This window comes from Pseudomonas sp. PAMC 26793 (genome assembly GCF_000313235.1).
Lineage (GTDB): Bacteria > Pseudomonadota > Gammaproteobacteria > Pseudomonadales > Pseudomonadaceae > Aquipseudomonas > Aquipseudomonas yamanorum.
In genome coordinates this window covers 30,602-56,946 of record NZ_AMXG01000018.1, presented here as the reverse complement: position 1 = coordinate 56,946, position 26,345 = coordinate 30,602, and the positions used below count along the sequence as shown (strand labels likewise).

Sequence of the window (26,345 nt, the reverse complement as noted above, 5' to 3'; positions counted from 1 at the left end):
TCTGCTTTTCTGTGGGAGCGGGCTTGCTCGCGAAAAACCTGAGAGCGCCGCGTTCATCCAGAATGCCCACGTCATCGTTAACGACCTTCGCGAGCAAGCCCGCTCCCACATTTTTGACCGTGCCCGCTTTAGCTTTTGATTTTGCTTTTAACACTCAAGCCGGCCGGTAGGCCGCTGTGCTCTTGATCTGCTTTTGATCTTGATCTTAGGCGCCCCGTTAAACCACGCTGGCCGGAGAGAGGGCACACCGAGCCTAGGCGAGGAGCCGAGTGGTGGGGCAAGAGCGTTTTGCTTACTTTTGCGCTGTTCAAAAGTGAGCCGCTGTAAGAGCGGAACCCATAGTCGCCGTTACGAAAATTATGGATATGTACCCCGATCCACCCCCCGCAACTCCCTGGTGAAATACCGACTCGGCACCTCACCCAACACACGCTTGAACACCGTCGCAAACGCACTCGGGCTGCTATACCCCAAATCCAGCGCCACCCTGGTCACCGGTTCCCCATTGCCCAGCCGCACAATCCCCGCCAGCAGGCAGGCTTGCTGGCGCCACTGCAGGTAACTGAGGCCGGTAGCCTGACGAAACTGCCGGGTAAAGGTCCGGCGGCTCATCCCCGCGCCGAGCGCCATGGCATCAATGCTGACCTCCAACGAAGGCCCAGCCATGAACGCTTCGCAAGCCTTCGCCAGCCGCGGCTCTGCGGGCAACGGCGCACTGAGCGGCAGCACCGGCATCTGGGCGATCTCGTGCAGCAGCAAGCCCATCAAATAGCTATCGCGGCCACCCATCGCGTAACGCGCAGGCACCTCCACGGCCTTTTCCAGCAACTGCCCGAGCAGCGGCGACACGTCCAGCACCTGGCAGGCTTGCGGCAACTCCAGCCGCCGCGCCGCCTGCGGGCGAATGTAGGTGTTGAGCATCGTCACCGGCCCGCGCATCAGCATGGCGTGGGACACATGTGGCGGCACCCAGATCGCGCGGCGGGGCGGCACGACCCAGTTACCGGTAGCGGTGTAGACCGTGATGACGCCCCGGCTGGCATACGCAAACTGCCCGCGTGGGTGCGCGTGGTCGGGGAACAGCTGGCCGTCGGCATAGTCGATGGCGGTCACGACCACGTCGCGGGGGGTGTTTTCGTAGGGATGAATATCGGGCATGGCCTGATTCTAGCCTTTGTTGACCCAGAATCGCAGGCGGGCCATCGCAGTTTGCGAAAAAATCTGCCGGATGCACGGCCTCTTGTCGTGCCAACCAGCAAATGGACCCCGTCACCATGAAGCACAAACACCTGTTACTGGCCGTCCTGGTGACGGCCGTGTGGGGATTCAACTTCCCCGTTACCAAGCTGGGCCTGGCCGAGATCAACCCATTGTTGCTGACGGCCCTGCGTTTCACCCTGGCTGCGTTGCCTTGGGTGTTTCTGGTGAAACGACCCCAGGTGGCGGTGAAGTGGCTGGCGGCCTACGGCTTGATCTTCGGGGTGGCGATGTGGGCCTTGATCAACCTCGGGATCGCCATGGGCGTGCCGCCCGGCAGCGCGTCATTGTTGATCCAGTTCAGCGCATTTTTCACCCTGGGCTGGGGCGTGCTGCTGTTTCGTGAAAGCCTGTCCCTGCCGCAATTGATCAGCGTGGCGTTGGCGGCCATGGGCTTGGTGGGCATGCTGTTGGGTGTGCAGGGGGCGGCGACGATGCTGGGGTTTGCCCTGGTGCTGTTCAGTGCGCTGGCCTGGAGCATTGGCAATATCATCATCAAGGTCTCCGGGGTGCGGGAGATCTTTGCCTTCGTGGTCTGGGCCAGCCTGTTTGCACCGCTGCCGCTGGTGCTGTTGACGTGGCTGCTGGACGGCCCGCAAGCCTTTGTCGCCTTGCCTGCTCAGTTGAACCGCGTGGCGTTGTTCTCGCTGGCGTTTCAGGTGTATGGCGCGACGCACTTCTGTTATTGGGGCTGGAACCTGTTGCTGCGCGAGTACCCGGTTTCCCGGGTGGCGCCCCTGTCACTGCTGATCCCGGTGTTTGGCGTCGTCAGCTCAATGCTGATTCTGGGGGAGCGCCCCGGGGTTTCCCAGTGGCAGGCCATGGGCTTGATTCTGTTGGCCTTGATCGTGGGAATGAAGAAGGGACGCCCGTTGCGGGTCAGGCAGGGCGGTCACGCTTGAGCAGGCCATACAGCGCGCTGTCCGAGATCTCATCGCCGACCACCCAGCGCTCGCGCAACAGGCCTTCGCGCACAAAACCCAGGCGCTCGAGCAATCTTGCGGAGCCCAGGTTGCGTGGGTCGATATCGGCTTCAAGGCGGCGCAGCCCGACGGTGTTGAAGCCGTGGTCGATCACGGCGCGGGCCGCCTCGCTCATGTAGCCCTTGCCCCAATGCTGGTGGTTCAGGGTGAAGCCGATTTCGGCACGACCGCATTGCTCATCCACATTGAACAGGTCGCAACTGCCGATCACCTCGCCAGTGGCCAGCAACTCCACCATGCACACCAGGTCTTCACCGGCAATCGAGGCTTCCATCAGTTGGCCGAAGCGTTCAACGGCCTGCTCGGCGCGGGTCATGGTGGGAAAGGAAAAGTAGCGCATGGCCTCGGGATCGGACCAGATGGCAAACAGCGCGCGCCAATCATCCTGATGGGGAGGGCGCAGGCCCAGACGCTCGGTGGTGAGGAGAACGGGGGCGAAAAAGGGCAAGGTCATAAGGTGCTCGTCCGTGAAAGTCACGGGCGAATGCTGCCGGGATTGGGCGGGTTGCACAAGGGTCAAGGAAAGAGGACGACGGGAAGCAATTGCTCCACTTAATAGGAAGCATTACTATTCACGCCCCGCCTCCCCAGTGCACCCAGATGACTCCTCAGCCGCCCCGCAGAACAGGCTTTTTCGAGCACTATGAAGAGTTGATCGGGACCTGGACGCGCCGCCTGAGAAACCGTCAGCAGGCCGAGGACCTGGCCCACGACACTTTTGTACGGGTGCTTGAGTCCAAGCCCGGCGCGGTTGAGCAACCTCGTGCCTATCTGCATCAAACGGCGCGCAATATCGCCGTTGACGCTTATCGCCGCGAAGACCGTCGGGAGGCAATGGCGCTGGAGGCCTTTGATCAGCGTTCGCCCCACAGTGGCGACCCGGAGCATTTCATGCACGCGATCCAGCTGGCGGACTCCATCGAGCGAGCCTTGGCCGAGTTGCCGGTTAATTGCCGCAAGATTTTCATCTGGCAAAAGATCGAAGGCCTGACCCAGCAGGAAATCGCCGAGCGCCTGGGCCTGTCTAAAAACATGGTGGAAAAGTATATGATCCGCACCCTGCGGCATCTACGTGACCGCCTGGACGCGATGGCCCCATGACCCATGCCCGCTTTGAAACAGGACCTTCCATGATGGATACCCGTGAGTGCGCCTGCGGCAGTGCGACGGCCCGCGATGAGGCGGCGCAGTGGTTTGTGCGTGTGCAGGACAGCCCGTTGAGCGTCGAAGAACGCGAGCGTTTTGATGCCTGGCGTGCGGAGCATGCCGAGCACCAGTACGAATTTGATGTGCTGCAGGGTTTGTGGAGCGCCACTGACCTGGTGCCAAAGGCGCGCTTGCAGGCGTTGTGCGATGCCCCAGAACCGCGTGCGAAGCGCCGGCCAGTGCTGCGCTATGGGGTGGCGGCGAGTGTGCTGGCGGTGGCTCTGGGCCTTGGGTTGTTCAGTGGCCTGGATCATCCGGCGACGTATAACGCCGAGTTCAGCACCGCGCTGGGGGAGCGCCGGCAGGTGGCGCTGCCCGACGGCTCGCTGATGGATTTGAACAGCCGCAGTGTGGTGGCGGTGCATTACGTAAAAGGGCAGCGCGGCATCGAACTCAAGCAGGGCGAGGCGATGTTCAGTGTCGAGCACGACACCAGCCGGCCCTTTGTGGTGTCGGCCGGGGCAGGGCAGGTGACGGTCACCGGTACAAGTTTCGACGTGCGCCGCGATGACGACCAGACCCGCGTGGTGGTCGAGGCCGGTACGGTCAAGGTACAAGGGCGCACATCCGATGCGGTCGTGATGCTTACGGCCGGCCGGGGCACCCATGTGGATACCCAAGGCCAGGTGGCGGCTGCCTACGCCGTCAACCCCGAAGAACTGACGGCCTGGCGCACCGGCAAGCTGGTGTTCAACAACGCCACCCTCGGCGAGGTGGCCCGGGAAGTCTCGCGTTACCGCGAGCAACCATTGCGGGTCAGTGCACCTGCGGTGAGCAACCTGCGCTTGACCAGTGTGTTCAAATCCAACGACACCGATGCCTTGCTCAAGGCCTTGCCGCACATTCTTCCGGTGGCCTTGCGCACCTTGCCCGACGGTAGCCAGGAAATAATTTCACGATAGATTCAGGTTTTTTCCGAGTTCTTCGTCTTCTTGTGCAACTGCAACTGGTTTGCATTAACAGCCGCACTCTCTTGCGATCACAGGACTCCGTTCGACGTGAAAAAACTCGCCGTGAAAAACAATAAATCATCCCGTTGGGCACCTCTCGTTTTGGTGTTGGCCGTCAGCGCCGCACTGCCGGCAGCCTATGCTGACGACGCGATTCATATCCAGGCCCAGTCCCTGGGGTCGGCCTTGAGCCAACTGGGTCAACAGACGTCGCTGCAAGTGTTTTTCAGCCCCGACATGGTGGCCGGCAAACAAGCCCCGGCCGTCGACGGCAAGCTGTCGCCAGAACAAGCCCTGCGCCAATTGCTGCAAGGCAGCGGCCTGGATTATCAGATCGACGCCGGCTCTGTGACCCTGCGCCCGCTGGGTAAAGGCACCGGCGAAGCAGGTTCGCCGCTGGAGCTGGGCGCCACCGACATCAAGGTGGTGGGCGACTGGCTGGGCGATGCGAATGCCGAAGTGGTGCAGAACCACCCCGGCGCGCGCACCGTGGTACGTCGTGAGGCCATGGTGGAGCAGGGCGCGATGAACGTCGGTGATGTGCTGCGGCGCATTCCCGGCGTGCAGGTGCAGGAAGCCAACGGCACCGGTGGCAGCGATATTTCCCTTAACGTCGGCGTGCGCGGGCTGACCTCACGCCTGTCACCACGCTCCACGGTATTGATCGATGGCGTTCCGGCGGCATTCGCCCCTTACGGTCAACCGCAGTTGTCGATGGCGCCGATTTCCTCGGGCAACCTGGACAGCATCGACGTGGTGCGCGGCGCGGGCTCCGTGCGTTATGGGCCACAGAACGTCGGCGGCGTGATCAACTTTGTGACCCGCGCCATTCCGGAAAAATTCTCCGGTGAAGTCGGCACCACCCTGGAGACGGCGGCCCATGGCGGCTGGAAGCATATTGAAAACGCTTTCATCGGCGGCACCGCCGACAACGGTATCGGCGCTGCGTTGCTGTATTCCGGGACCAAGGGCGATGGTTACCGCGATCGCAATAACGGCAACGACATCGACGACGTGATCTTCAAGACCCATTGGGCGCCGACTGATCAAGACGATTTCTCGCTGAATTTCCACTACTACGACGCCAGCGCCGACATGCCCGGCGGCCTGACCCAGAAGCAGTACGACGCCAACCCGTATCAATCGGTGCGTGACTGGGACAACTTCAATGGCCGGCGCAAGGATATGTCCTTCAAGTACATCCGGCAGATCGACGACCGCACCCAGGCTGAAGTGCTGACCTACTACTCCGACAGTTTCCGCGGCAGCAACATCGCCAACCGCGACCTGAAAACCCTGGGTTCCTACCCGCGCACCTACTACACCTTCGGCATCGAGCCGCGTGTGTCCCATGTATTTGACCTAGGGCCGAGTACCCAGGAAGTCAGCGTCGGCTATCGCTACCTCAAGGAAGGCATTCACGAGCAGGCCACCAGCCTGGCGCTGGTCAATAACGTGCCGACGCCGGTGGGCCAGAATGACGGCCACGTGTACCAGGACCGTACCGGCGGCACCTAGGCCAACTCGTTCTACATCGATAACAAGATTGATATCGGCAAGTGGACCGTTACCCCGGGCATTCGCTTTGAGCAGATCCGCACCGAATGGCACGACCGTCCGGTAGTCGCCCTGAATGGCACCACGGTCCAGGAGAAACGTCGCGAGATTCACAACAACGAACCGCTGCCGGCCCTGAGCGTGATGTACCACGTCTCCGATGCGTGGAAATTGTTCGCTAACTACGAAACTTCCTTCGGCAGCCTGCAGTACTTCCAGTTGGGCCAGGGCGGTAATGGCGACCAGACCGCGAACGGCCTGAACCCGGAAAAAGCCAAGACTTACGAAATCGGTACCCGCTACAACGACAACGTCTGGGGCGGTGAAGTGACGTTGTTCTACATCGACTTCTCGGACGAGTTGCAATACGTCAGCAACGATGTGGGCTGGACCAACCTCGGCGCCACCAAGCACGAAGGCATCGAAGCGTCGGCCCATTACGACCTGTCGAACCTGGACCCGCGTCTGGACGGCCTGACCGCCAACGCCGGCTTCACCTACACCAAGGCCACCTCCGAAGGCGACGTTGCCTTCAAGGGCCGCGACTTGCCGCTGTACTCCCGTGAAGTGGCCACCCTGGGGCTGCGTTACGACATCAACCACTGGACCCACAACCTGGACGTCTACGCCCAGTCCGGCCAGCGTGCGCCGGGCACCGGAACGACTTACATCACTCAGCCGACCGCCGATGGCCAGTACGGGGACATTCCCGGCTATGTCTCGGTGAACGTGCGCAGCGGTTATGACTTCGGCGCGCAACTGTCGAACCTGAAGCTGGGCGTCGGGGTAAAAAACGTGTTCAACCAGGAGCACTACACCCGCTCAAGCGACAACAACTCCGGGATCTACCTGGGCCAGCCGCGCACGTTCTTTGTGCAGGCCAGCGTCGGGTTTTGACCCGCGGTTGATCTAATGAGGTCGCAGCCTGTTCCGGCATTGTCGGCACGGGTTTCGACCTTTCCTCGCTTTCACAGGAACTGAATCCGACAGTTCGGCCACACAGGTTTGCCCACTTTTCATACAGTGCCTGGACGATCAATTTGTCGGGGTGCTCTGGAGGATGAGGCGCTCTCTGAAAACCAGCCGAACAGGAGATGCCTATGTCGGTATCCGTGTCCAATCAGACTACCGCCTCAATTCACAACAACACCGCGCCCCCATGCCGACCCTGTTTCGTTAAACCGCCAAAGCCGGATCCGCAGCCGTGTCGGCCTGGTATTGGTAGACCGCCAAAGCCGGACCCGGGGGCGTGCCGGCCAGGTATCGGCAATCCACCGATGCCGGACCCGGAGCCGTGCCGGCCAGGTATCGGTAGACCGCCAAAGCCGGACCCAGGGGCATGCCGGCCAGGTATCGGCAAGCCACCGATGCCGGACCCGGAGCCGTGCCGGCCAGGTATCGGCAAACCACCAAAGCCGGACCCAGGAGCATGCCGGCCAGGTATCGGCAAACCACCGATGCCGGACCCGGAGCCGTGCCGGCCAGGTATCGGTAAACCGCCGAAGCCGAATCCGGGGTATTGCGGTCCGGTTTCCGGCAGGCCGGATCCGCTGTATGCAGGCAAGACTAACGAAGAGTTGGCCAAGCATCTGCTGGATAATTTCGATAGTTTTGGCGAGCGGGGGGCGCAATACGTCACGCCGAAAAACCTGGAAAACATGGCGGGCAGGCCGTTGACCTGTCACGCCGCCACCGACCATAACATCCGTGCGGCCAGGGAAATCCTGCAACGGCCGGGACTGGTGGAAGCCCTTGATCGTCACAGTTCCACGGGGCAGTTGGATGGGTTGATCGACAGGTTGAAAATCACCATGATCATCAACTCGACAAACCCTTTCAAATACCACGACGACAAGGAGGTTGCCCAAGCCATGCTTGAACGGTTTGGCGATTTGAAAAGTGGCTTTTGGAGGCCCGCGATAGAAATCGGAAGGCTGCGCCAGCTTGCTGGTCAGCCTCTGACCGGTCACCAGCAGGAGGATGAACTCATTCAACTGGCGAAGGAAGTCATCCAGCGCTCCTATTTGCTCCAACAAATGGAAAACACTGGCCATCATCCCTACGACGGCAAGATCCACAAGGATGCGCTGCGCTGGTTGTCTCGCTAACCCCGTCACGGCCTGATCGCGCTGCGAATGTTTCGTGGCGTGATGACTTGCCTTGATCAATCCGCTGCTTTTACTTTTCCAGCGAGGGCTTAGACATGACGTCAACGTCGTTTGGGTCACGCAATCCCGGCCCCCTGTCAGCCTGCAATCCGCCGGCTGATTGTGATGTTTTGCCGCAGGCTATAAATCGCGAGCAGGGTGCCGAGGCCCGGCGAGTGAAGAACTTCACCGGGCAGCACAAATTTCAGGCCCCGGCGGCCGACGACTTCATCAAAGGCATGTTGCCCGATGGGCAGTTGCCTGCCGCTGACAATTCTGTGTTACGCCAGTTTTGCACAGCGATGGGGCCGATGGTCGGCCTGATCAAAGGCCTTTGGCAGGAGATGAAACCAGCGTCACGGAAAGCCAACTGATTTTCGCTTTTTACATGTTGTCATTGGAACACTTCGCTCTCGCGGAACCATCGCTTGCGGCACACCACACACCTTTGGCTTGTTAATCGCGTGAGCGATACGGCCGCTACCGGGGTGATGTCCAGGCAAGCGTGGATCTAAATTTGGTGGAGATGAATCATGAGAATTGATCGCGGGTCAGGCTACCTGCAGCCCGGTGGGACAGGCCCATTTGATGTGACACCGGATGAGGGGGCCCGTACTGCTCAGCTGGTTTCAATTGAACCTGGTGATGCTGGCCGGCAAGCCCACCATCAACCTGGCGCCTCGGCTGTTCGGTCTTCCGGCTACAGACCACCTTTGCGGGGGGAAAATCACTGGGGGAGTCTACTGAACCATCTGCCGCTCCAGAACGATACTGCCCATCACCCCCGTCGGCCTAATCCCTACATTAATTTTCCGGACGGTGATCTGGTTAAAGCCGTGAACACTCAATTCCCCATGTTGAAAAAACTCAATGAAAAGTGACGGGTTGTTGCTGTCTTCACTCCAGCAAATTGCCGGCAAAAAGCTCGGCGTGAGCCAAGAGGCCGATAGCGCCATCCTGCTGGCCAAAGCACTTGTCCAGCGCCCGCGCCTGATCGATGCGATTACCGATCAGGACGGTTACATCACCCGGGAGAGCCTTGCAAAGGCCGAAAGCGTGGTGTTCGGCAACAGCGATCCCAGTGCCTTCAGCCCGGACCCTTTCCATGCCAAGAGCAACGCAGAGCTTGTCCAGGTATTCAAGGCGATGTTTAGCGAGTTGCGTGACAGGTCCCGGGACCGTAAGGGCTTCTTTGAATACATCGGCTACGTCAATATCGAGTTGCTGGTTGCCATGAGCAAGGACCCCGACGAACTCGACAGCCAGGGTGAACCCGTCCTGGACCCCGCCTCTGGGCTGGCGCGGAAAAAATACGATGAACAGCAGGTGTATATGGCGAAGAATATTGTGGACCGGCCCGGGTTATTGCAGTCCCTGAAAAACGCCCACGGCAGTGGTCGGCGTATTTTTGGCAGCCATCATCAAGAGGGTTGGCTCAGTAACAAAACCCTTGAGCGCTGGCTCGAGCACAATAAAACCAGATAGTCCGGGGTAACGCCTCAACGAATGAGGCGTTATGGGGTTACCCCGTCAAACCCGCACTATTTTCCCACTGATCGCCACACCGATCAGCAGCACGGCAATCAGCACAAAGGCTGTGCTCAGGCTGCTGCCATGGGCGATAAAGCCGATCACCGCAGGGCCGGCGAGAATGCCGGTGTAACCCAGGGTGGTGATGGCGGGCACGGCAATGTGTTCCGGCATGACGGTCTGCTTGCCGACGGCGGTGTACAGCACCGGTACGATATTCGAACACCCGGCACCTACCAGGGCATACCCCAGCAAGGCGGTTTCCCACGCAGGAAACAGCGTCGCCAGCAACATACCGGCCGCTGCAAGAGCGCCACCGAACACGATCACTCGGGTCGCCCCCAGGCGGCGAACAATCCTGTCACCGGTAAGGCGCCCGACGGTCATCGTCAAGGCAAAGGCTGCGTAGCCAAGGCCTGCATAGGCTTCGTCAAGGCCGCGCTCGGCACTCAGGAATACTGCGCTCCAATCCAGCACAGCGCCTTCGGCGAGAAACACAATGCAGCACAGGCAGCCGATAAACAGCACCACGCCGTGGGGCACGGCAAAGGCCGGCCCGGAGCTTTCGCTGCCGTAGGGCAGCAAGTGTGGCCCGGCCTTGAGCAAGGCCACCGCGATGACAACGATGACGGCGAGGGTGGCCTGCAACGGCGATAACCCCAACCCCAGCAACCCGCTGACCCCCGCCGCACCGACAATCCCGCCCAGGCTGAACAGCCCGTGAAAGCCCGACATCATGGTCTTGCCGCTGGCCCGTTCGACCATCACCGCTTGGAGGTTGACCGTGGAGTCCACCGTGCCAAGGCCGGCGCCAAATACAAACAGCGCAGCCATCAGCAGCGGAACCGAGGTGACGGTGGCGAGCATCGGCAGGCCCAGGCAGATCAGGATTGTCCCGCCGGTGGCCACTCGCCGGATGCCAAAGCGAGAGGCCAGGGCCCCTGCGACCGGCATCGCGATCATCGACCCTACGCCGAGGCACAGCAGCAACAGGCCCAGGGTGCCCTCATTGAGTTGAGCACGGGCCTTGGCATAAGGCACCAGCGGTGCCCAGGCGGCGATGCCGAAACCTGCGATAAAAAACGCGATGCGGGTGGACATTTGTTCCAGCCGCCCGGGTACCACGGGCGCTGGGGTGCTGATGGCGGTCATGACAAATCCTTGGTTTTGCGTTCAACGAACGATGTGCAGCGCAACATCCTTGCACATCAGGCCGTATCGAGCGAGCCGGGTTCCCTTGGCATGCCTGAACACAGCGCCAACAATTTTTCCAGGAGCATGGAACGCGATTGGCCGTCCCAACCACTATCAGCCTGTAGGACGAGTAATCGTCTGTTGTGCGAGGTGGTCTGGAAGGTGCGTAATCCCCGCGAGAACTGGCGAACCCCGGGATTCTTGCGGTGGATTACCACCTTCCAGGCCGATCCTCTCACTTCAGCAGCCGGGCCAGCTCGGCATCCCGCACCTGCAACACCTCAAACAAGCCCAGGGCTTGCAATGCGGGGAGGGCCTCCAGCATGTCCTGTTCGGCCAGCAATCGCTGTTCGCCCGGAGTGGCCGGATCGCACCAGGTTCTGGCGTTGGCGAGGAATGCCCCCACCGTACCTTTGCGCACTGTCACGCCATTGAATTGGCCTTGGTCGAGATGATCGGGAAGCAAGTCTTCTGCACGCATGACGGAGTCCTCAATGAATGAATCCGCAGTCTAGGCGCGCACATGTGGCTACACTGCCTTATTCGGGTCATTCAATACGGTAAAGCTGCCATATGCCACCCACCCTCGTATCACCTCAACTCGCCAATGCAATCGGCGGTCCCTTGCTGGTGGCAACGTTGCGTAACAGCCCCGTCGAGCGCACCACCGCGCCCCATCAGCATGCCCGGGGTCAGCTGCTTGGGGCCCTGCGCGGTTTGCTCTCGGTACAGGCGGCGCATCAGCACTGGGTGGTGCCGGCCACTCACGCGGTGTGGATCGTGCCTGATTGCTCCCACTCCCTGCGTTCCCACGGGCCGTTTGATGGATGGAGTGTGTATGTCGACCCTCAGGTGTGTGCGGGTCTGCCGCAACAGACATGTGTTATCGCCACGTCGGCCTTGTTACTGGAGGCTGTCAGACGCGCGGCAACCTGGACCGAGCCGCTGCTGGCGCCGCCACAGGCGCGAATTGCCCAGGTGATCCTTGATGAAATCGCCGGCTTGCCCCAGGAGCCATTTGGCTTGCCGCTGCCCCAGGACCCGCGGCTGTTGCGCATCGCCCAGGCGCTGGCCGACGACCCGAGCGACAACCGCCTGCTGGAGCAATGGGCGCAGTGGGCCAGCGTATCCCCGCGTACGCTGGCCCGGCGGTTTGTCGCCGAGACCGGGTTCACCTTCAGCCAATGGCGCCAGCGTGCGCGGTTGTTGCGCGCCTTGGAGTTACTGGCGGCGCACGCACCGGTCACCCGGGTTGCGCTGGACCTGGGTTATGAAAACGTCAGTGCCTTTATTGCCATGTTCCGGCGCACGTTTGGGACGACGCCGGGGCGGTACTTCATGGATGGCGCAACCGACTACGGGCATACACCGCCACCACCACGAAACAGCCCATAGGCAACAAATAAGCCAGCGCCACCGTGCTGTTATCCGCCACCTTGCCCATCAAGTACGGCATCAGCGCGCCGCCGACAATCGCCATGATCATGAACGAACTGCCGCGCTTGGTATGCGGCCCGAGGTTTTTCACGCCCATGGCAAACAGCGTCGGGAACATGATCGACATAAAGAAGAACACCGCAATCAGCGCGATCACCGAGAGGCCTTCCAGGCCTATCACCACCAGCGCACACAACGCGATATTGATCAGCGCGTACATCAGCAGCAGCTTCTGCGCGCTAACCCGCCCCATCAACCAGGTGCTGAAAAAACGCCCGAACATGAAGGCCAGCATCGCGATCGACAGCAGGTAGGCTGCGTGCTGGCTGCCCATCTGTGCCCAATGCTCGGTGACGTAATTGATGAAAAATGCCCCGACCCCGACCTGGGCCGCCACGTAGAAAAACTGCGTGATCACCGCACCCACGAACTCCGGATACTGCCACAGCCCCTTGCCGGCCACCGGTTGCAGTGCTTGCTCCTGGGCGCGCAGATCCGGCAGCGGCGTGCGGGCGATCAACAGCGCTACCAGCAACACCAGAACGGCGATCACCACATAGGTGGTTTGCAGCGAACTCATGTCCGAGGCCGGTGTACTGCCGGTGCTGAAGAACATCGCGCCGCCAATCAGCGGGCCGAAGAACTGACCAAGGCCGTTGAAGGATTGCGCCAGGTTCAACCGCCGCTCGGCGCCCTGGGGTTCGCCCAGCACCGTGGCGTATGGGTTGGCCGCGGTCTCCAGGCAGCCCAGGCCGCAGGCGATGACGAACAGCGCGAACAGGAAAAACGGAAAACTCGCCGCGGCCGCCGCCGGCATGAACAGCAAGGCGCCTGCTGCATAGAGGTACAAGCCCAACAGGATCCCGGCTTTGTAGCCGTGGCGGTCCATCAGCAGCCCCGCTGGCAGGGCGATCAGGAAGTACGCGCCGAAATACGCACCTTGCAACAGCCCGGACTGGGCCTTGCTGACGTGCAGCACTTCCTGGAAGTGCTTGTTCAGGACGTCCAGCAAACCGTAGGACAAGCCCCAAAGGAAGAACAGACTGGTCACCAGCATCAGTGCCCAGCGATAGGTCGGCACCGCGCGGGTGCCAGGCAGGTGTGTGTCTTTGCTTAACATGACGCTTCTCCTGTTGTTTTTATGGGATCAAGGCGTGCGATGCAGCGGGTACTAGGGTTGGTCGGTGAGGCTGAAAATCTGCGTCAGCGGCTGCCATTTGCCGCCAGGATCAGTCCACGGTGTGGGCGCCTGGAAGCGCCACATCAGGGTTTCCCAGGCTTGCACGTCGGGGTTGGCGCGTGCGGCGTGGTCCAACCCGTCGAAGCTGAACCCGGCCGCAGTGTCCATGACCATGAACAGCCGCGTGCCCAGGCGCCAGATCTGCATCTCCAGGATGTGCTGGCGGCGCAGATGTTCGGCCACGGCGGGCCAGATGCGTTGATGCAACTGCTGGTACTCGACGATCAATGCCACATCGTCGACCAGGTCCAGGGCCAGGCAGTAACGTTGGCCGCTCATGTCAGCGCCCGGTCCAAATGGGTGTAGCCACCGTCCACCACCAGCCATTGCCCAGTGGTGTGGGAGGTGCGGGGTGAGAGCAGGAACAACACGCTGTCGGCGATCTCCTCGGGGGTGGTCATCCGTTTGCCCAAGGGGATTTTTTCGACGATGGCGGCGAGCTTGGCTTCGGGGTTATCGAAGCCATCGATCCAGCGCTGGTACAACGGCGTCAGCACCTCGGCAGGCACCACGGCATTGACCCGGATGCCGAACGCCAGCAAGGACGCCGCCCATTCCCGAGTCAGGGACAACTGCGCACCTTTGGCGGCGGTATAACCGCTGGTGCCTCCCTGGCCGGTGAGGGCCGTCTTGGAGCTGATATTCACGATCGCCCCGCGACTGGCCTTGAGGGCGTCGAGGCACAGGTGGGTCATGAGGTAGTAGTGAATCAGGTTCTTTTCCAGGGACTCGACAAAGGCGGCACGCCCGGCGTCCAGCCCCACACCGTCGTTGACGCCGGCGTTGTTCACCAGGCCATCGATGCGCCCGAAGCGTTGTTGCACTTCGTTGACGGCCGCGCGGCAGGCGTCTTGATCGCGCAACTCGACGCGGATGAAGTGGCTTTGGCCTTGCTGTTCAAGCTCAGCCGCGAAGGCCGGCGACAACGGTTGATGACCGAAAATCACCGGGATCGCGCCTTCGGCAATCAGTCCCAGGGAGATGGCGGCGCCGATCCCCGAGCCACCGCCGGTGACGATGATCACGCGGTCCTGCAAATGCAGATTCATGGGCAGTTTCCTTCAAGGTGGTAGATCCGCTGGGCGGTACCGCCCCAGATGGCCTGCTGTTCTTTGGGCGACAGTGAGCCGAGGGTCTGTTGCAGCAATTGGCAGGTGCCCTGGTATTCGCCGGCCAGCAGGCACACCGGCCAGTCCGAGCCGAACATCAAGCGCTCGGCGCCGAACAGTTCCAGTGCCAGTTCGATGTAAGGGCGCAGGGCTCGGGCGTTGCGTTGCTCGGGCCCGGCTTCGGTAAGCAGGCCCGACAGCTTGCAGCTGACGTGGGGCAGGGCGGCCAGGGGCGCCAGGTGTTCGGCCCAACCGGCCGGGCCGTTGGCGATGTCGGGCTTGCCCAGGTGATCCAGCACCAGATGATGCTGGTCGTGGCGCTGGCACAGGGCGGTGGCGGCGTCGAGGTCGGCGCAACGGATCAGCAGCTCATAGACGTAGCCTTGTTGCTGCAGGTGCTGCAGGCCACGGGAGAATCCCGGGTCAGCCATGAAACTGGCAGGCGTGGGTTCGTCCTGAATCTGATGCCGAAAGCCCTTGAGTTTCGGCGCGTCGCGCCACTGTTCCAGGTGATGTTCCAGGGTTGGGTCGCACAGGTCGACCCAGCCGACGACGCCGAGTATCCACGGGTGCTGCCGCGCCATTTCCAGCAGCACGTCGGTTTCCTGCTCGCCGGCGCGGGCCTGCACGGCAATGCAGCCATCCAGGCCGGCAGCGTCGAGCAGCGGCCGCAAATCCTGTGGGAGAAAGTCCCGCCGCAGGTCAGCCTCAGCCGCACCGATCCACGGATAATCAGCGGCCCGGTAGCGCCAGAAATGCTGGTGCGCATCGAGCCTCAGAGGTGATGGGGACGACATTATTATTGTGCTCCGTCCAATCAAAGGTGTGCTTCAGTTCACGGCCGGTGGCGATATTGCTCCCGGGACGCGGCTTTCATCTGGATCGAGAACCCCGGCGCCTTGGGCGGTAGATAGGCCGCGCCGCGCACCACGCAAGGTTCCTCGAAATGCTCATGCAAGTGGTCGACATACTCGATCACCCGGCCGTCGTGGGTGCCGGCGATGCACAGGTAATCGATCATCGACAAATGCTGCACGTACTCGCAAAGCCCAACGCCGCCAGCGTGCGGGCAAACCGGCAGGCCATATTTGGCCGCCATCAGCATCACTGCCAGCACCTCGTTCACCCCACCCAGGCGGCAGGCGTCAATCTGCACCACATCGATCGCTTCGCGCATGATCAGCTGCTTGAACATGATCCGGTTCTGGCACATCTCGCCGGTGGCGACCTTGACCGGCGCTACACCGAGGCGAATCTTGCGATGGCCTTCGATGTCATCAGGGCTGGTGGGCTCCTCGATAAACCACGGCTTGGCAAACGCCAATTCGCGCACCCAATCGATGGCGGTGTCGACCTCCCACACCTGGTTGGCATCGATCATCAGTTGGCGGTCCGGGCCCAGTACTTCGCGGGCGATGCGCACGCGGCGCAGGTCGTCCTGCAAGTCGTGGCCGACCTTGAGCTTGACGTGGTTGAACCCGGCATCCACCGCTTCCTGGCACAGCCTGCGCAGCTTTTCGTCGCCATAACCGAGCCAGCCGGCCGAGGTGGTGTAGCAGGGGTAGCCATTGGCTTGCAGGTCGGCCATGCGTTCAGCCTTGCCTTCGGCGCGTTGGCGCAGCAAGGCCAGGGCTTCGCTGGAGGTGATGCAGTCGGTGATGTAGCGGAAGTCGATGCACCGCACCAACTGTTCCGGGCTCATGTCGGCCACCAGGCGCCATAGGGGTTTTCCTTCGGCCTTGGCCCACAAATCCCACGCGGCGTTGACGATCGCGCCGGTGGCCAGGTGGATGGCGCCCTTGTCCGGGCCGATCCAGCGCAACTGGCTGTCGCTGGTGACATGCCGCCAGAAACGGCCCATGTCTTCGGCGATCCATTGCAGGGTCAAGCCCACCAGCAGCGGCTGCATGGCCTGGATTGCGGCGCAGCAGATCTCGTTGCCACGGCCGATGGTGAAGGTCAGGCCATGGCCTTCAAGGGCCGGGTTGTCGGTCTGCAAAATCACATAGGCGGCCGAGTAGTCCGGGTCCGGGTTCATGGCGTCGGAACCGTCCAGGGACTGGGACGTAGGAAAGCGGATATCTTCGACGCGAATCGCGGTAATGGTGGTCATGAACGGCTCCTTGGTTCTTGTCAGGCATCGACCGTGATCTGGTTCTGTTCGCCTAGGCCTTCAATGCCCAGGCGAATCTTTTGCCCTGGCTTGAGGTAGACCGGCGTGGGCTTGATCCCCAGGCCGACACCGGGCGGGGTGCCGGTGGAAATCACATCCCCCGGTTGCAGGCTCATGAACTGGCTGAGATAGCTGATCAGTTTGGGAATCTGGAAAATCATCGTGCGGGTATTGCCGTTCTGGTAGCGATGGCCGTCGACTTCCAGCCAGATCGACAGTTGGTGCGGGTCGGCGATTTCATCCTGGCTGACCAGCCACGGTCCCAGCGGGCCGAAGGAGTCGCAGCCTTTGCCCTTGTCCCAGGTGCCGCCGCGTTCCAGCTGGAATTCGCGTTCGGAGACGTCGTTGATCACGCAGTAGCCGGCCACGTGCTGCATGGCCTGGCTTTCGTCGATGTAACGACCGCCCTGGCCGATCACCACCCCCAACTCGACTTCCCAGTCGGTCTTGGTGGAGTGGCGCGGGATTTCGATGTTGTCGTTGGGGCCGACGATGGCGCTGGTCCATTTGTTGAAGATGATTGGTTCGTCAGGGATGGGGGCGCCGGTTTCAGCGGCGTGGTCGGCGTAGTTCAGGCCGATGCAGATGAATTTTCCTACCTGGCCGACACAGGCGCCCAAACGCGGATTGCCCGGCACCAGAGGTAGGCTCGCGGGGTCGAGTTCTTGCAGGCGAGCGAGGTTTTGCGGGAGCAGGGCGTCACCGGCGACATCGCCGATGTGAGCGGACAAATCACGCAGACGTCCATCAGCGTCCAGCAAGGCCGGACGTTCCTGACCTTTTTCACCATAGCGCAGCAATTTCATGAGCGATCCTCTTATTAGAAGTGGGCGGTCAGTTGCTCCAGCCGCCGTCAATAATCTGGGTGGTGCCGGTGGTAAAGGCGCTGGCATCGGAGCCAAGGTACAGCGCCAACTGGGCGATTTCCTGGGGCGTGCCCAGGCGTCCCATCGGCTGGCGGGAGGTGAAGGCGGCGTACACCTCATCCTGCTGGCGGCCTTCGCGACGGGCTTGTTCGACGATGCGTTGCTGCAGCGAAGGCGACTCCACGGTGCCGGGGCAAATGGCGTTGCAGCGAATGCGTTGGGTGACAAAATCTGCCGCGACGGATTTGGTCAGGCCGATGACGGCGGCCTTGCTGGCGCAGTAGGCAAAGCGGTTGGGCACGCCCTTGAGGCTGGAGGCCACCGACGACATATTGATGATCGAACCGCCGCCCGCCGCCAGCATCCCCGGCAGAAACGCGCGGATCATGCGATACATGGCGGTGACGTTTAGGTCCAGGGCAAACGTCCAGTCGCTTTCCGGGCATTCAAGAATATTGCCGGCGTGCACCACGCCTGCGCAGTTGAACAGCACATCGAGCGGTCCGATCTCGGCAGCAAGGCGTTGGATGCCGCTGGCGTCGGTGACGTCGAGCAAGACCGTTTGCGCGCCCGACAAGTCAACGAGCGCCTGTTGATTGATGTCCGCTGCAATCACTTCGGCGCCGGCCGCCAGATAGGCTTCGACGCTGGCGCGGCCAATGCCCTGGGCGGCAGCGGTGATCAGCACGCGTTTACCGGTGAGGTCCATAACAGACTCCCTTGATTGTTATTATTGGCTCAATGGTCAGGCCATTGAGGGCGTGAAACGCCTGCATCTGCGGCATAGCGAACTGTGGTGGGTTTGCTATGATCAGCACACTGGAAACGATCCAATGGTCAGGCCATTGATCCAATTTTTAGCATGGGTCTTCCCGGTCAACAAGCGGCTTTTTCGCGAGTTGATCACCTGGACCGTGCCGTGCATGAATCGAGCTGAGCCTAGATGCCATTTCAAGTGATTGATAACCAACGTCTTTATCGACAGATTGCCGACCAGCTACGGGCGTTGATCGACAGCGGAGAATTTCCGCCGGGCAGTCGTCTGCCGGCTGAGCGCGAGCTGGCCAAGCTGCTGGGCGTGAGTCGCGCCTCCGTTCGCGAAGCGATGATTGCCCTGGAAGTGATCGGGCTGGTGGACGTTCGAGTGGGCAACGGCGTGCTGGTGTGCGAACCGGTGCAACCGAAAGTCAGCCAGGAGCCGGTAATGGCCCAGGCCACCCGGGATCAATGGAAAGAGTTCGATCCGGAACTCAACCTGCACGTCGATTTCAACGCCGAGATTCCGCCGTTTTCCTTGCTCCAGGCCCGGCGACTGATTGAGCCGGAAGCCGCCGCCCTGGCGGCTAAACACGCCACTGACGAGGAACTCGCGGGTATCCGCGAGGCGTTCGAGCGTAACGTGCAGGACAACCGCGAAGGCTCCCATACCCACCCGGGCGATCGCCTGTTTCACATCCGCATCGCCCAGGCTTCGGGCAATCCGGCCTATGCGCTGATGATTGCGCACCTGCTGGGGCATCGCTACGGCAGCATGTTCCAGCGGTTACAGGCGCATTACACCTCGGACGACATGCCCCATCGCTCCGAAGACGAGCACCGCAAGATCCTTGATGCACTGGAACAACGAGACGCGGAAGGTGCACGACAGGCCATGCGCAAGCACCTGGAAGAGGTGGTACGGATCTTTATGCGGACGGCGCAATGACCGTGTTCTACGACGCCCGCGGGAATATCTACGGGGTGGTAAGCCCGGCGCAGTTACGCAACAAGGGTATCGAAGTGCCGGACCGTGCCGACTTGGCCGCTGGCACCCGGGGTGCCTGGGCATTGGCGGCCATTGCTGCGGAGTGCGGTTGGGGTGAGTTGCCGCGCCCGGCAGAGGCCAAGGCGCATCGTTGTGACGGTTTGTTGGTGGGGCCCTTTCAGGCCGTGCCGCCCTTTGACCTGTTGATCGTCAACACTGACGGCTCCCTGGCCGAACGCAGTGGCAATGGCCTGACGATTTTTGCCCAGTCATTGACCGACCAGGGATTGATGGCGCAGGGCTGCGACCTGCGGGTGCATCACGACAAGACGGACGCACTGTCTCCAGTGGTTACGCGGGTTGAGCCTGCGGAGTACGAACAGGTCCAGGGCTTCTGGCTGGCGCTGGGGCGTCCCGAGTTCGGGCCTTTGGCGGTAGGGGCGGTTGGTGTGGCAGTCGTCTCGCTTGAGGGGACCGAGGTGAGCCAGGTTTTGCCACTGGCTGCGCTCAAACCCGAGTGGAATCACAGCCAGTTTGTGCGTGTGGGCAATCCTCACTGTGTGACGCTGGTACAGGACGCGTCAGTGTTGCCGGACAACGCGCAGATGCATCGGCCAGCCTTGTTTGATCCGCTGAGAGCGATTGCTTTTGCACCACCTGCCGGGGCAGGCCAGCCTTGTATTTCCGGGGTCAACCTGCAATGGGTCGCTCGGGATTCAGGCAACCGCGTGATCGCACGGGTGTTTGAGCGTGGTGAGGGACCGACGGCGTCCTCCGGGACCAGCGCCAGTGCGGTGGCATGTGCCGCGTGGTCTGTAGGATGGGTGACGGCAGGTGAGGTGGCGGTGGTGATGCCGGGCGGTACGGCACCGGTGCGGTTGCAAGCAGAGGCGGGTGAGTTGCTGAGCGTTGGCCTGTTCGGGACTGCGCGGCTGCAGGAAGTTTGAAAAAGGAGGTGGCTGGCTTAATTATCTTTGTCAGTCGCTTCTCTATAAAAAAGCGGTCTTGGTGAATGGCGATGTAAGAGTATTCCTGTTAGTGAGTACTGGCTGTTTAACTGCATTTCTGTAATTGATAAAAGACCTTTCCAATATCCATGTACGAATCTTCTTTTTTATTTTGAAGCGGCCGAATTTCGCCTGAAATCGCTAGTATTCCTGGGGTTCAGGCACTTTTTATCGGCTTCGAATTGGGTGGCTTTCTCTGCGTTTTGTGGAGCGGCCATTTCAGCTCGACAATGAATGGCGGGTAACAACGGATGTTCAACACGCTTGTTTCGTCACGCTTCAAACTGATCGTCGCAGGAATAAAACAGGAACTTGAGGTACTGGCGTTTAAAGGCAGCGAAAGTATCGATCAGCCTTTTTTCATTGAAGTGCAGTGGGTCAGTGAAAACCCCGGCCTTGATCTGGAGAAGCTGCTTCATCAACCGGCCTATCTGGATTTTGGTGAACCGGGTGAAGGCCTTCACGGGCAGATCTATGCCATTGGCCGGGAAGACCCGGGCCGGCGGCTGACCCGCTACCACCTGACCCTTGCTCCGCGTCTGGCGTATCTGGCCCATCGTTGCGACCAGCGGATTTTCCAGCAGCGCAGCGTGCCGCAGATCATCGCGGCGGTGCTTGAACAGCACGGTATTTTCGCCGATGCCTATGCCTTTGAATTGGGGCCGGTGGTGTACCCGCCACGTACGTTCTGTGTGCAATACGCGGAAACCGATCTGCATTTTATTCAACGGCTGTGCGAGGAAGAGGGCATCCACTACCACTTTCGCCACAGTCTGGACGGCCATGTACTGGTGTTTGGTGATGATCAGACGGTGTTCCGTCGTTTGCCGACGCAGCACTATTGTGCGGCCGGTGGCCCAACTGCCGGGGCACTGGTGATCCAGCGTTTTGATGTGCGCCTGGCCACGCGCAGCACTCAGGTTGTCCGGCGCGACCATGACTTCGAGCATCCATCATTGCGCTTGCAGGAGCAGGCCGGTTCTTCCCCGGCACTTGAGGACTATCAATATCCAGCGGGGTTCACGGGGCACTTGCGAGGTTCGCAGTTGGCCCGACGGAGCCTGGAACGTCATCAGCGGGGCCGTCATCGGGCGTTGGGTCGCAGTGATCAGCCGGCTTTGCGCAGTGGGCATTTCCTGGAACTACGCGACCACCCGGACCTCTCCTGCAATGACTTGTGGTTGATCACCAGCGTGCGCCACGAAGGCTATCAACCGCAGGTGCTGGAGGAGGCGGTAGTGGATGTCGAGGCATTCCAAGGCTATCGCAATCGATTTACCGCCACGCCCTGGCGCGCCGCTCACCGCCCACCGATCACGCACCCCAAACCGCGTATCAGCGGCAGCCAGACCGCAATCGTCACCGGCCCCGAGGGTGAGGACGTGCATTGCGACGCACACGGGCGGGTGAAAATTCGCTTTCACTGGGACCGGCTGGACAAGAACGACGAGAAGAGCAGTTGTTGGGTGCGGGTGGCAACCGGCTGGGCGGGTGACAGCTTTGGCGCGGTGATGATCCCGCGCGTGGGCATGGAGGTATTGGTGACGTTCCTGGAAGGTGATCCGGATCGGCCAGTGATCAATGGTTGCCTGCCTAACACGTTGCAACCGGTTGCCTATCCGTTGCCGCAACACAAGACCCGCAGCGTTCTGCGCAGCCGCAGTTCGCCAGGCGGGGCAGGGGCCAACGAGTTGCACCTCGAGGACCGTAGCGGCCAGGAACTCATCTACCTGCGCGCCCAACGCGACCTGGAGCAGCAGGTAGGCCACGACAGTCGGCTGGAAGTGGTGGGCGAACGTCGGGAAACCATCCAAGGCTTGAGTACGACCACCCTGGGAGACGAGGACCACCGCAGCATCGCCGGCGACCGCAAGGTTCGGCTTGGGGCTGATGATCACTTGCAGGTGCAGGGCAACAGCCAGACGCATGTCGGCCAGACCCTGGTGATCGAAGCGGGGCAACAGGTCCATCTCAAAGCGGGCGCCAACCTGGTTATCGATGCCGGTGCGCAGTTGAGCTTCAAGGCGGGTGGTGAGCATTTGCTGATACAGGCCGGAGGGATTTTCAGCAGTCGGCCGATCACGTTGGGCGGTGTGCCTGCTGGGACTCGTACAGCCAACCCAGTTGGACCGGGTGACGTGGCTGCTTCGTCCGCCTTTGTAGCGGATGGGCCGAGGGTTGCGGTTATCCAAGGCGCAGTCATGGAGCTGGCCAGAAGACTGGATGCGGACTTCTGTCCAGTGTGCGAGCGCTGCCGTGAAGGCCTGTGCGAATTCACGGGGAGGGCGGCTTGATGGAGATCGCGCCTGGCCAGTGGATGGCTGAACAGCAGCAGGCAGGGCGCCGGCTTTGCCTGGTTCTACAGGGTGAAAGCGATGCGCGCGGGCTACTGCTGGCGACACGCACGGTGGCTGAGTATTGCAGCCTCTATGGTGAAACCGTCGCATCGGAAATGTCTGCGGATGGCCCGATGCTCCTGTTGCTCGACCATGTCAACGAACCCGGATTGGTGGGTTTGTTACAAAACCCTCAGCGTAACTGGGGATGGTTGGGCAGCCTGCCTGGTGATGATTTATCGGGTGTTACCCGGCACTGGCGCGAGAGGTTGGTGGTGGGGGCGATGGGCAGTCAGGCGCTGTACCGCTTCCACGATAACCGCACCTTGGCGCGGGCCTTGGTTCACCTGCCTGCTCAGGACTGGCCTGTTTTTCTCGGGCCGCTGATCAGCGTGTGTTACTGGCAGGGTGAGCGTTGGTGCTGTGTCGATAACCCGGCTCCGGGGGCGTATCCGGTGCCCGATCCTGCGCCGTGGCTGGAGGTTCCGAACCCACAGGCGGCAGCGATTCTGCAGGCCAATATCCTGCGTTATCTGCTGGCTGAGTACAGCGAGGCGCTCAGTCAACTGGCTGAATTTCAGAACCCGAGAATCTGGTTGGAACAGGTGCTGGAGCAAGCGCGGGCTTGGCAATGGGAGAGACCGGAACAGCTGGAGTTTTTGGTCGTGCGGCGGTTGGTGGAAGCCACTGGGGACGTGCTTATTCGATGGCAGCCGATGCGGGGGGAAGTGGCTGAGGATCATTTTCAGCGGGTGGTTGGGGAGTGGCGTCGGGTGGAGCGGGGGCAGCAGGATGCGTAGAGGATTTATGTTGAGCGTGTGGCGAGGGTTGCTCGTTTGTGGGGGGCTGGCTGTTTCTGGCTGTGCGATGAAACCGGCGGACAGTTTCACCCTGGAAGTCGATTTGCCGGCGAATTACAGACTCAGAGGCGATGCAACCTACGTCCCCGCAACAGGTGAGACTTGCACTTTACGATGGCGTCCAGGTGATCTGCCAGAGATCAAGATATTCGATGCTCTCGAGAAGCCGGCGGCGAATCGGGTGAGCTTTGAGTTGCCTCTGACGGAGAGGGTGAATGGGTGTCCGTTAGTGCTGCGTTACATGACGTTTGATGTCTATGCGAAGTCGGCTGAGCACTTGGCGGATGGCGGGGGGGATTTTGCGTTTGTCGGTGTGCATGATTGGGTGGAACCCAATATGTCTCGAATGCCGGGGCCAGGCACTTTGGAGGTACCGGGAACGTGTCAGTGGTTACTCAGGCCAGCAGGGCCAACGCAGACGACTGATAACGTATTTCAATGCAACTTGGTGGATGCAAAAGGACTGCCGCCAACGACAGCAACGGGCGGCCGCGTGCAGCGTAACGAGCTGAACGGTAAAACGGTGAGGGTCGTGTTTGGGGAATCTGATGAGGAGCGTACTTATCTTTAACTTTACTGAATAAGGATATTCAGCGATGGCTTTTACAGAATGGAAACAACCTTTTTTTAGCGAAAAAATGCCGGCTTGTGCAGTGCGTAGATGTTGGCTGAGTTTTTGTCTTGTGGACGAATCAGGTGACGGAAATGCTTATGGAGGTCTTGCGTACAAGGTTTTTGACAGCACGGGTCAACAATATGCAGGTCGTTTGGATGGGAACGGTTTCGCAAAGTTGGACAACCCATATCGAGGGCCTGTGGTTCTGATCTTCGATGCTCCATATGAAATGAGCGGGGATTACTACGAAACGTTGCAAAGGCGTGGTTGTTATTCACTACCTATCACCGAATTTCAGGTCCGAGCTGAACAGACGCGTTTCTCATGTGTAAACGGGGAGCGCGTCGAGCGAAACCCGGCACGGCGGGAAACAGGCAATTTCTACCAAGTCGAGGTCAGCGACTTGGTCTTGCACACTGCTCATTTGCCTCCCTTGGCGCCCAGAACCCATCAACCACCGCGACATGCGCTCCGAATGTTGGCTGAACTTGGATTTGGACCACCTCAGCCTAAGCTAACAGGGCTAGTTTTATTTCCTGACCTGCACACAGTGCTGGAGGTACGGCCGCTGCGCGCGTTACGCCCGTTGTTGTCGGTTGAAGACCAGTTCTGTGCTTTGAACCTTTATCAGCTGGCACTTATGGCCACGTTGAGTTATTGCGATTTTGGGCAAGAACCGTCGACTCCGCCGATGGATCAGGTCAGTTTTCCCGTGGAACCGAGTGTTGGCAATATTTTTTCCGAAAAACTGTCGGGCTATCAGGAGGCCTGGAAGTTCGATTCCGACCAGGTGGAACACTTTTATCCCGTGTATGAAGACGTGCCGTACTCTCAACGATTCGAGGTCGTACCTTTTGATCCTGAGTTGTATGAGCAAAATCGACCGGAGCAGGGAGAGGGCCAGGTCCACCCAGCGAAGCTCCATTTTTTTGATGACGAGGAGAATGGCACTGACACTCAGGCGTTTATCAGCCATCACGACAATGTGATCCTGATTGCAGTACGGGGAACTGCAAGCCCTTCCGATGGGCTACGGGATGCAAATGCCCACCAAGTCGCTTTTGTCGATGGTGTTGGTAAGGCTCATGAGGGCTTTTATGGCGCGTATCGGGCGATGCGTGATTTTGCGCTGCATTACCTCGACCGGTTCTACATAGGCCAACGCATCATAATATGTGGCCATAGTCTCGGCGGCGCCATAGCGCTGCTACTGGCAGAATCTCTTCGGCGAATTCCAAGTTACGACCGTAACGTCCTTCTTTACACCTATGGCGCTCCCCGCGCCGCCGACTCTGAATTCGCTGACGGTGCTTCATCCTTGGTGCATCACCGCATTGTCAACCATAACGACCCGGTACCTAGCGTCCCGGCACCTTGGATGAACACAACCGCAAAAGTCTGGATTCCCGGGCTCGTTTCCCTGTTCAGCAATCCTGCGCCGGGAGGCTTGCTGTTCGCGCTTGGCTTGGTTCGCCTGGGCGGCAACCCCTATCAGCACCATGGCGCGCAGCAGCATTTCATGCCGATTTCTTTGCCCGATGGCACGCAGTCTTCAATAATGTGGAACCCTGGCTGTGAGTCGATCGAAGAAGCCGCATGCAATCGCGCGATTCAACTCAGCGGTGACATGCCAGACCGCGCAAACCTGATCAACCAGCTAGTCCAATACAAACAGCACTTTATGACCGCGAGCTACATCCCAGCGGCCTGGGCGACGCTACGCCGTTGGCAGCAAACCGTGGACGTCGATGGAACACTGGTGACTGCGAGTGAATTTGAACTGATTGAAAGAGCCCTGATCACCATGCGGCAACAATTACGGGACAAAAAGCGCGAACTGGACCATCGTCGCCCGGCCAATCAGCGCGGTTATGAAGATATTCAGGCCTTGAGCATCGAAGCTGATCGCCTGCAAAGTAGTCGCGACCGCCTGGCAACCCTCCGCTGGCGCCACCTCCAGGCCCGCGACGTCTATGGCAGCCACGCTTCATCCTCCACCCTGCAATCCAGCCTGAAACGCTGGTTCGCTCATCCGCAAAACCGCGAACTCACCCAGGCGGCAAGCATCCCGTCACAACCGGATGACGGCTGGGGAAAGCCGCAAACCCTCGACATCGACTCAATCACATGAGC

Annotated in this window: 23 protein-coding genes and 1 pseudogene; 13 read left to right on the top strand and 11 right to left on the bottom strand. The window is 60.5% G+C overall.

Annotated features, from left to right (window positions below):
• Nucleotides 1-357: 357 nt before the first annotated feature.
• Complete coding sequence (locus D109_RS0106330; RefSeq protein WP_017476191.1) at nt 358-1,158, bottom strand: helix-turn-helix domain-containing protein; 801 nt, start codon at nt 1,156-1,158, stop codon at nt 358-360.
• Nucleotides 1,159-1,274: 116 nt separating this feature from the next.
• On the opposite strand from D109_RS0106330, the gene D109_RS0106325 reads away from it, so the two are divergent.
• Entirely contained in the window at nt 1,275-2,159 is an 885-nt protein-coding gene (locus D109_RS0106325) for an amino acid metabolite efflux pump (RefSeq protein WP_017476190.1), read from the top strand.
• Here the strand turns inward: D109_RS0106325 and D109_RS0106320 are convergent.
• Nucleotides 2,137-2,694, bottom strand: a complete 558-nt coding sequence (locus D109_RS0106320) for a GNAT family N-acetyltransferase (protein ID WP_017476189.1) — start codon at nt 2,692-2,694, stop codon at nt 2,137-2,139. The two genes, D109_RS0106325 and D109_RS0106320, sit on opposite strands and share 23 nt — an antisense overlap.
• Nucleotides 2,695-2,840: 146 nt before the next feature.
• Here D109_RS0106320 and D109_RS0106315 point away from each other — a divergent pair, with 146 nt between their 5' ends.
• The 6 genes and pseudogenes from D109_RS0106315 (at nt 2,841) to D109_RS0106285 (ending at nt 9,585) form a co-directional block, all read left to right on the top strand.
• Nucleotides 2,841-3,341 carry a sigma-70 family RNA polymerase sigma factor gene (locus D109_RS0106315; RefSeq protein ID WP_026077811.1) on the top strand — a complete coding sequence of 167 codons (501 nt, stop codon included), beginning with the start codon at nt 2,841-2,843 and terminating at the stop codon, nt 3,339-3,341.
• A 32-nt stretch (nt 3,342-3,373) separates the two neighbouring features.
• Nucleotides 3,374-4,348, top strand: a complete 975-nt coding sequence (locus D109_RS0106310) for a FecR family protein (protein ID WP_026077810.1) — start codon at nt 3,374-3,376, stop codon at nt 4,346-4,348.
• A gap of 96 nt (nt 4,349-4,444) precedes the next feature.
• Nucleotides 4,445-6,850: pseudogene (locus tag D109_RS01000000131745) on the top strand (TonB-dependent siderophore receptor).
• 560 nt (nt 6,851-7,410) lie between these two features.
• Nucleotides 7,411-8,061, top strand: a complete 651-nt coding sequence (locus D109_RS0106300) for a hypothetical protein (protein WP_017476184.1) — start codon at nt 7,411-7,413, stop codon at nt 8,059-8,061.
• 215 nt (nt 8,062-8,276) lie between these two features.
• Nucleotides 8,277-8,474 (top strand): hypothetical protein, encoded by a 198-nt coding sequence (locus tag D109_RS0106295; RefSeq protein WP_017476183.1) that lies wholly within the window; start codon nt 8,277-8,279, stop codon nt 8,472-8,474.
• Nucleotides 8,475-8,970: 496 nt separating this feature from the next.
• On the top strand, nt 8,971-9,585 hold the full coding sequence (locus D109_RS0106285; protein WP_017476181.1) for a hypothetical protein: 615 nt from the start codon (nt 8,971-8,973) through the stop codon (nt 9,583-9,585).
• Nucleotides 9,586-9,630: 45 nt separating this feature from the next.
• Here D109_RS0106285 and D109_RS0106280 read toward each other — a convergent pair whose 3' ends face one another.
• Together D109_RS0106280 and D109_RS0106275 are read right to left on the bottom strand one after the other, a co-directional pair.
• Nucleotides 9,631-10,782, bottom strand: coding sequence for an MFS transporter (locus D109_RS0106280; RefSeq protein ID WP_017476180.1), 1,152 nt, complete (start codon nt 10,780-10,782; stop codon nt 9,631-9,633).
• 277 nt (nt 10,783-11,059) lie between these two features.
• A complete protein-coding gene (locus tag D109_RS0106275) occupies nt 11,060-11,305 on the bottom strand; it encodes a hypothetical protein (protein ID WP_017476179.1) in 246 nt (81 codons plus the stop codon).
• Between the two features lie 92 nt (nt 11,306-11,397).
• On the opposite strand from D109_RS0106275, the gene D109_RS0106270 reads away from it, so the two are divergent.
• Entirely contained in the window at nt 11,398-12,219 is an 822-nt protein-coding gene (locus D109_RS0106270) for a helix-turn-helix domain-containing protein (RefSeq protein WP_050555050.1), read from the top strand.
• Here the strand turns inward: D109_RS0106270 and fucP are convergent.
• From fucP to D109_RS0106235, 7 genes are read right to left on the bottom strand one after another with little or no spacing between them, the layout of a single operon-like run.
• The gene (fucP, locus tag D109_RS0106265; RefSeq protein WP_017476177.1) at nt 12,161-13,381 is read right to left on the bottom strand and encodes an L-fucose:H+ symporter permease; all 1,221 of its coding nucleotides are present in this window, start codon (nt 13,379-13,381) and stop codon (nt 12,161-12,163) included. The genes D109_RS0106270 and fucP overlap by 59 nt on opposite strands.
• A gap of 51 nt (nt 13,382-13,432) precedes the next feature.
• Nucleotides 13,433-13,780 carry an L-rhamnose mutarotase gene (locus tag D109_RS0106260; protein ID WP_017476176.1) on the bottom strand — a complete coding sequence of 116 codons (348 nt, stop codon included), beginning with the start codon at nt 13,778-13,780 and terminating at the stop codon, nt 13,433-13,435.
• Nucleotides 13,777-14,550 carry an SDR family oxidoreductase gene (locus tag D109_RS0106255; protein ID WP_017476175.1) on the bottom strand — a complete coding sequence of 258 codons (774 nt, stop codon included), beginning with the start codon at nt 14,548-14,550 and terminating at the stop codon, nt 13,777-13,779. Before D109_RS0106255 ends, D109_RS0106260 begins: the two co-directional genes overlap by 4 nt.
• Nucleotides 14,547-15,407: an amidohydrolase gene (locus D109_RS0106250; protein WP_017476174.1), complete on the bottom strand. Its 861-nt coding sequence runs from the start codon at nt 15,405-15,407 to the stop codon at nt 14,547-14,549. Before D109_RS0106250 ends, D109_RS0106255 begins: the two co-directional genes overlap by 4 nt.
• Before the next feature lie 38 nt (nt 15,408-15,445).
• Nucleotides 15,446-16,723, bottom strand: coding sequence for an L-fuconate dehydratase (locus D109_RS0106245; protein WP_017476173.1), 1,278 nt, complete (start codon nt 16,721-16,723; stop codon nt 15,446-15,448).
• A 20-nt stretch (nt 16,724-16,743) separates the two neighbouring features.
• Nucleotides 16,744-17,589: a fumarylacetoacetate hydrolase family protein gene (locus D109_RS0106240; RefSeq protein WP_017476172.1), complete on the bottom strand. Its 846-nt coding sequence runs from the start codon at nt 17,587-17,589 to the stop codon at nt 16,744-16,746.
• A 28-nt stretch (nt 17,590-17,617) separates the two neighbouring features.
• Nucleotides 17,618-18,358 carry an SDR family oxidoreductase gene (locus tag D109_RS0106235; RefSeq protein WP_017476171.1) on the bottom strand — a complete coding sequence of 247 codons (741 nt, stop codon included), beginning with the start codon at nt 18,356-18,358 and terminating at the stop codon, nt 17,618-17,620.
• A gap of 234 nt (nt 18,359-18,592) precedes the next feature.
• Between D109_RS0106235 and D109_RS0106230 the strand changes: the two genes are divergently transcribed.
• From D109_RS0106230 to D109_RS01000000131740, 5 genes are all read left to right on the top strand, one after another.
• Complete coding sequence (locus tag D109_RS0106230; protein WP_017476170.1) at nt 18,593-19,354, top strand: FadR/GntR family transcriptional regulator; 762 nt, start codon at nt 18,593-18,595, stop codon at nt 19,352-19,354.
• Entirely contained in the window at nt 19,351-20,340 is a 990-nt protein-coding gene (locus D109_RS0106225; RefSeq protein ID WP_017476169.1) for a diaminopimelate epimerase, read from the top strand. The genes D109_RS0106230 and D109_RS0106225 overlap by 4 nt, the downstream gene beginning before the upstream one ends.
• Nucleotides 20,341-20,651: 311 nt before the next feature.
• A complete protein-coding gene (tssI, locus tag D109_RS0106220) occupies nt 20,652-22,694 on the top strand; it encodes a type VI secretion system tip protein TssI/VgrG (RefSeq protein WP_017476168.1) in 2,043 nt (680 codons plus the stop codon).
• A complete protein-coding gene (locus tag D109_RS0106215; protein ID WP_017476167.1) occupies nt 22,694-23,536 on the top strand; it encodes a DUF4123 domain-containing protein in 843 nt (280 codons plus the stop codon). Before tssI ends, D109_RS0106215 begins: the two co-directional genes overlap by 1 nt.
• Before the next feature lie 656 nt (nt 23,537-24,192).
• Entirely contained in the window at nt 24,193-26,343 is a 2,151-nt protein-coding gene (locus D109_RS01000000131740; protein ID WP_032868292.1) for a lipase family protein, read from the top strand.
• Nucleotides 26,344-26,345 lie beyond the last annotated feature (2 nt).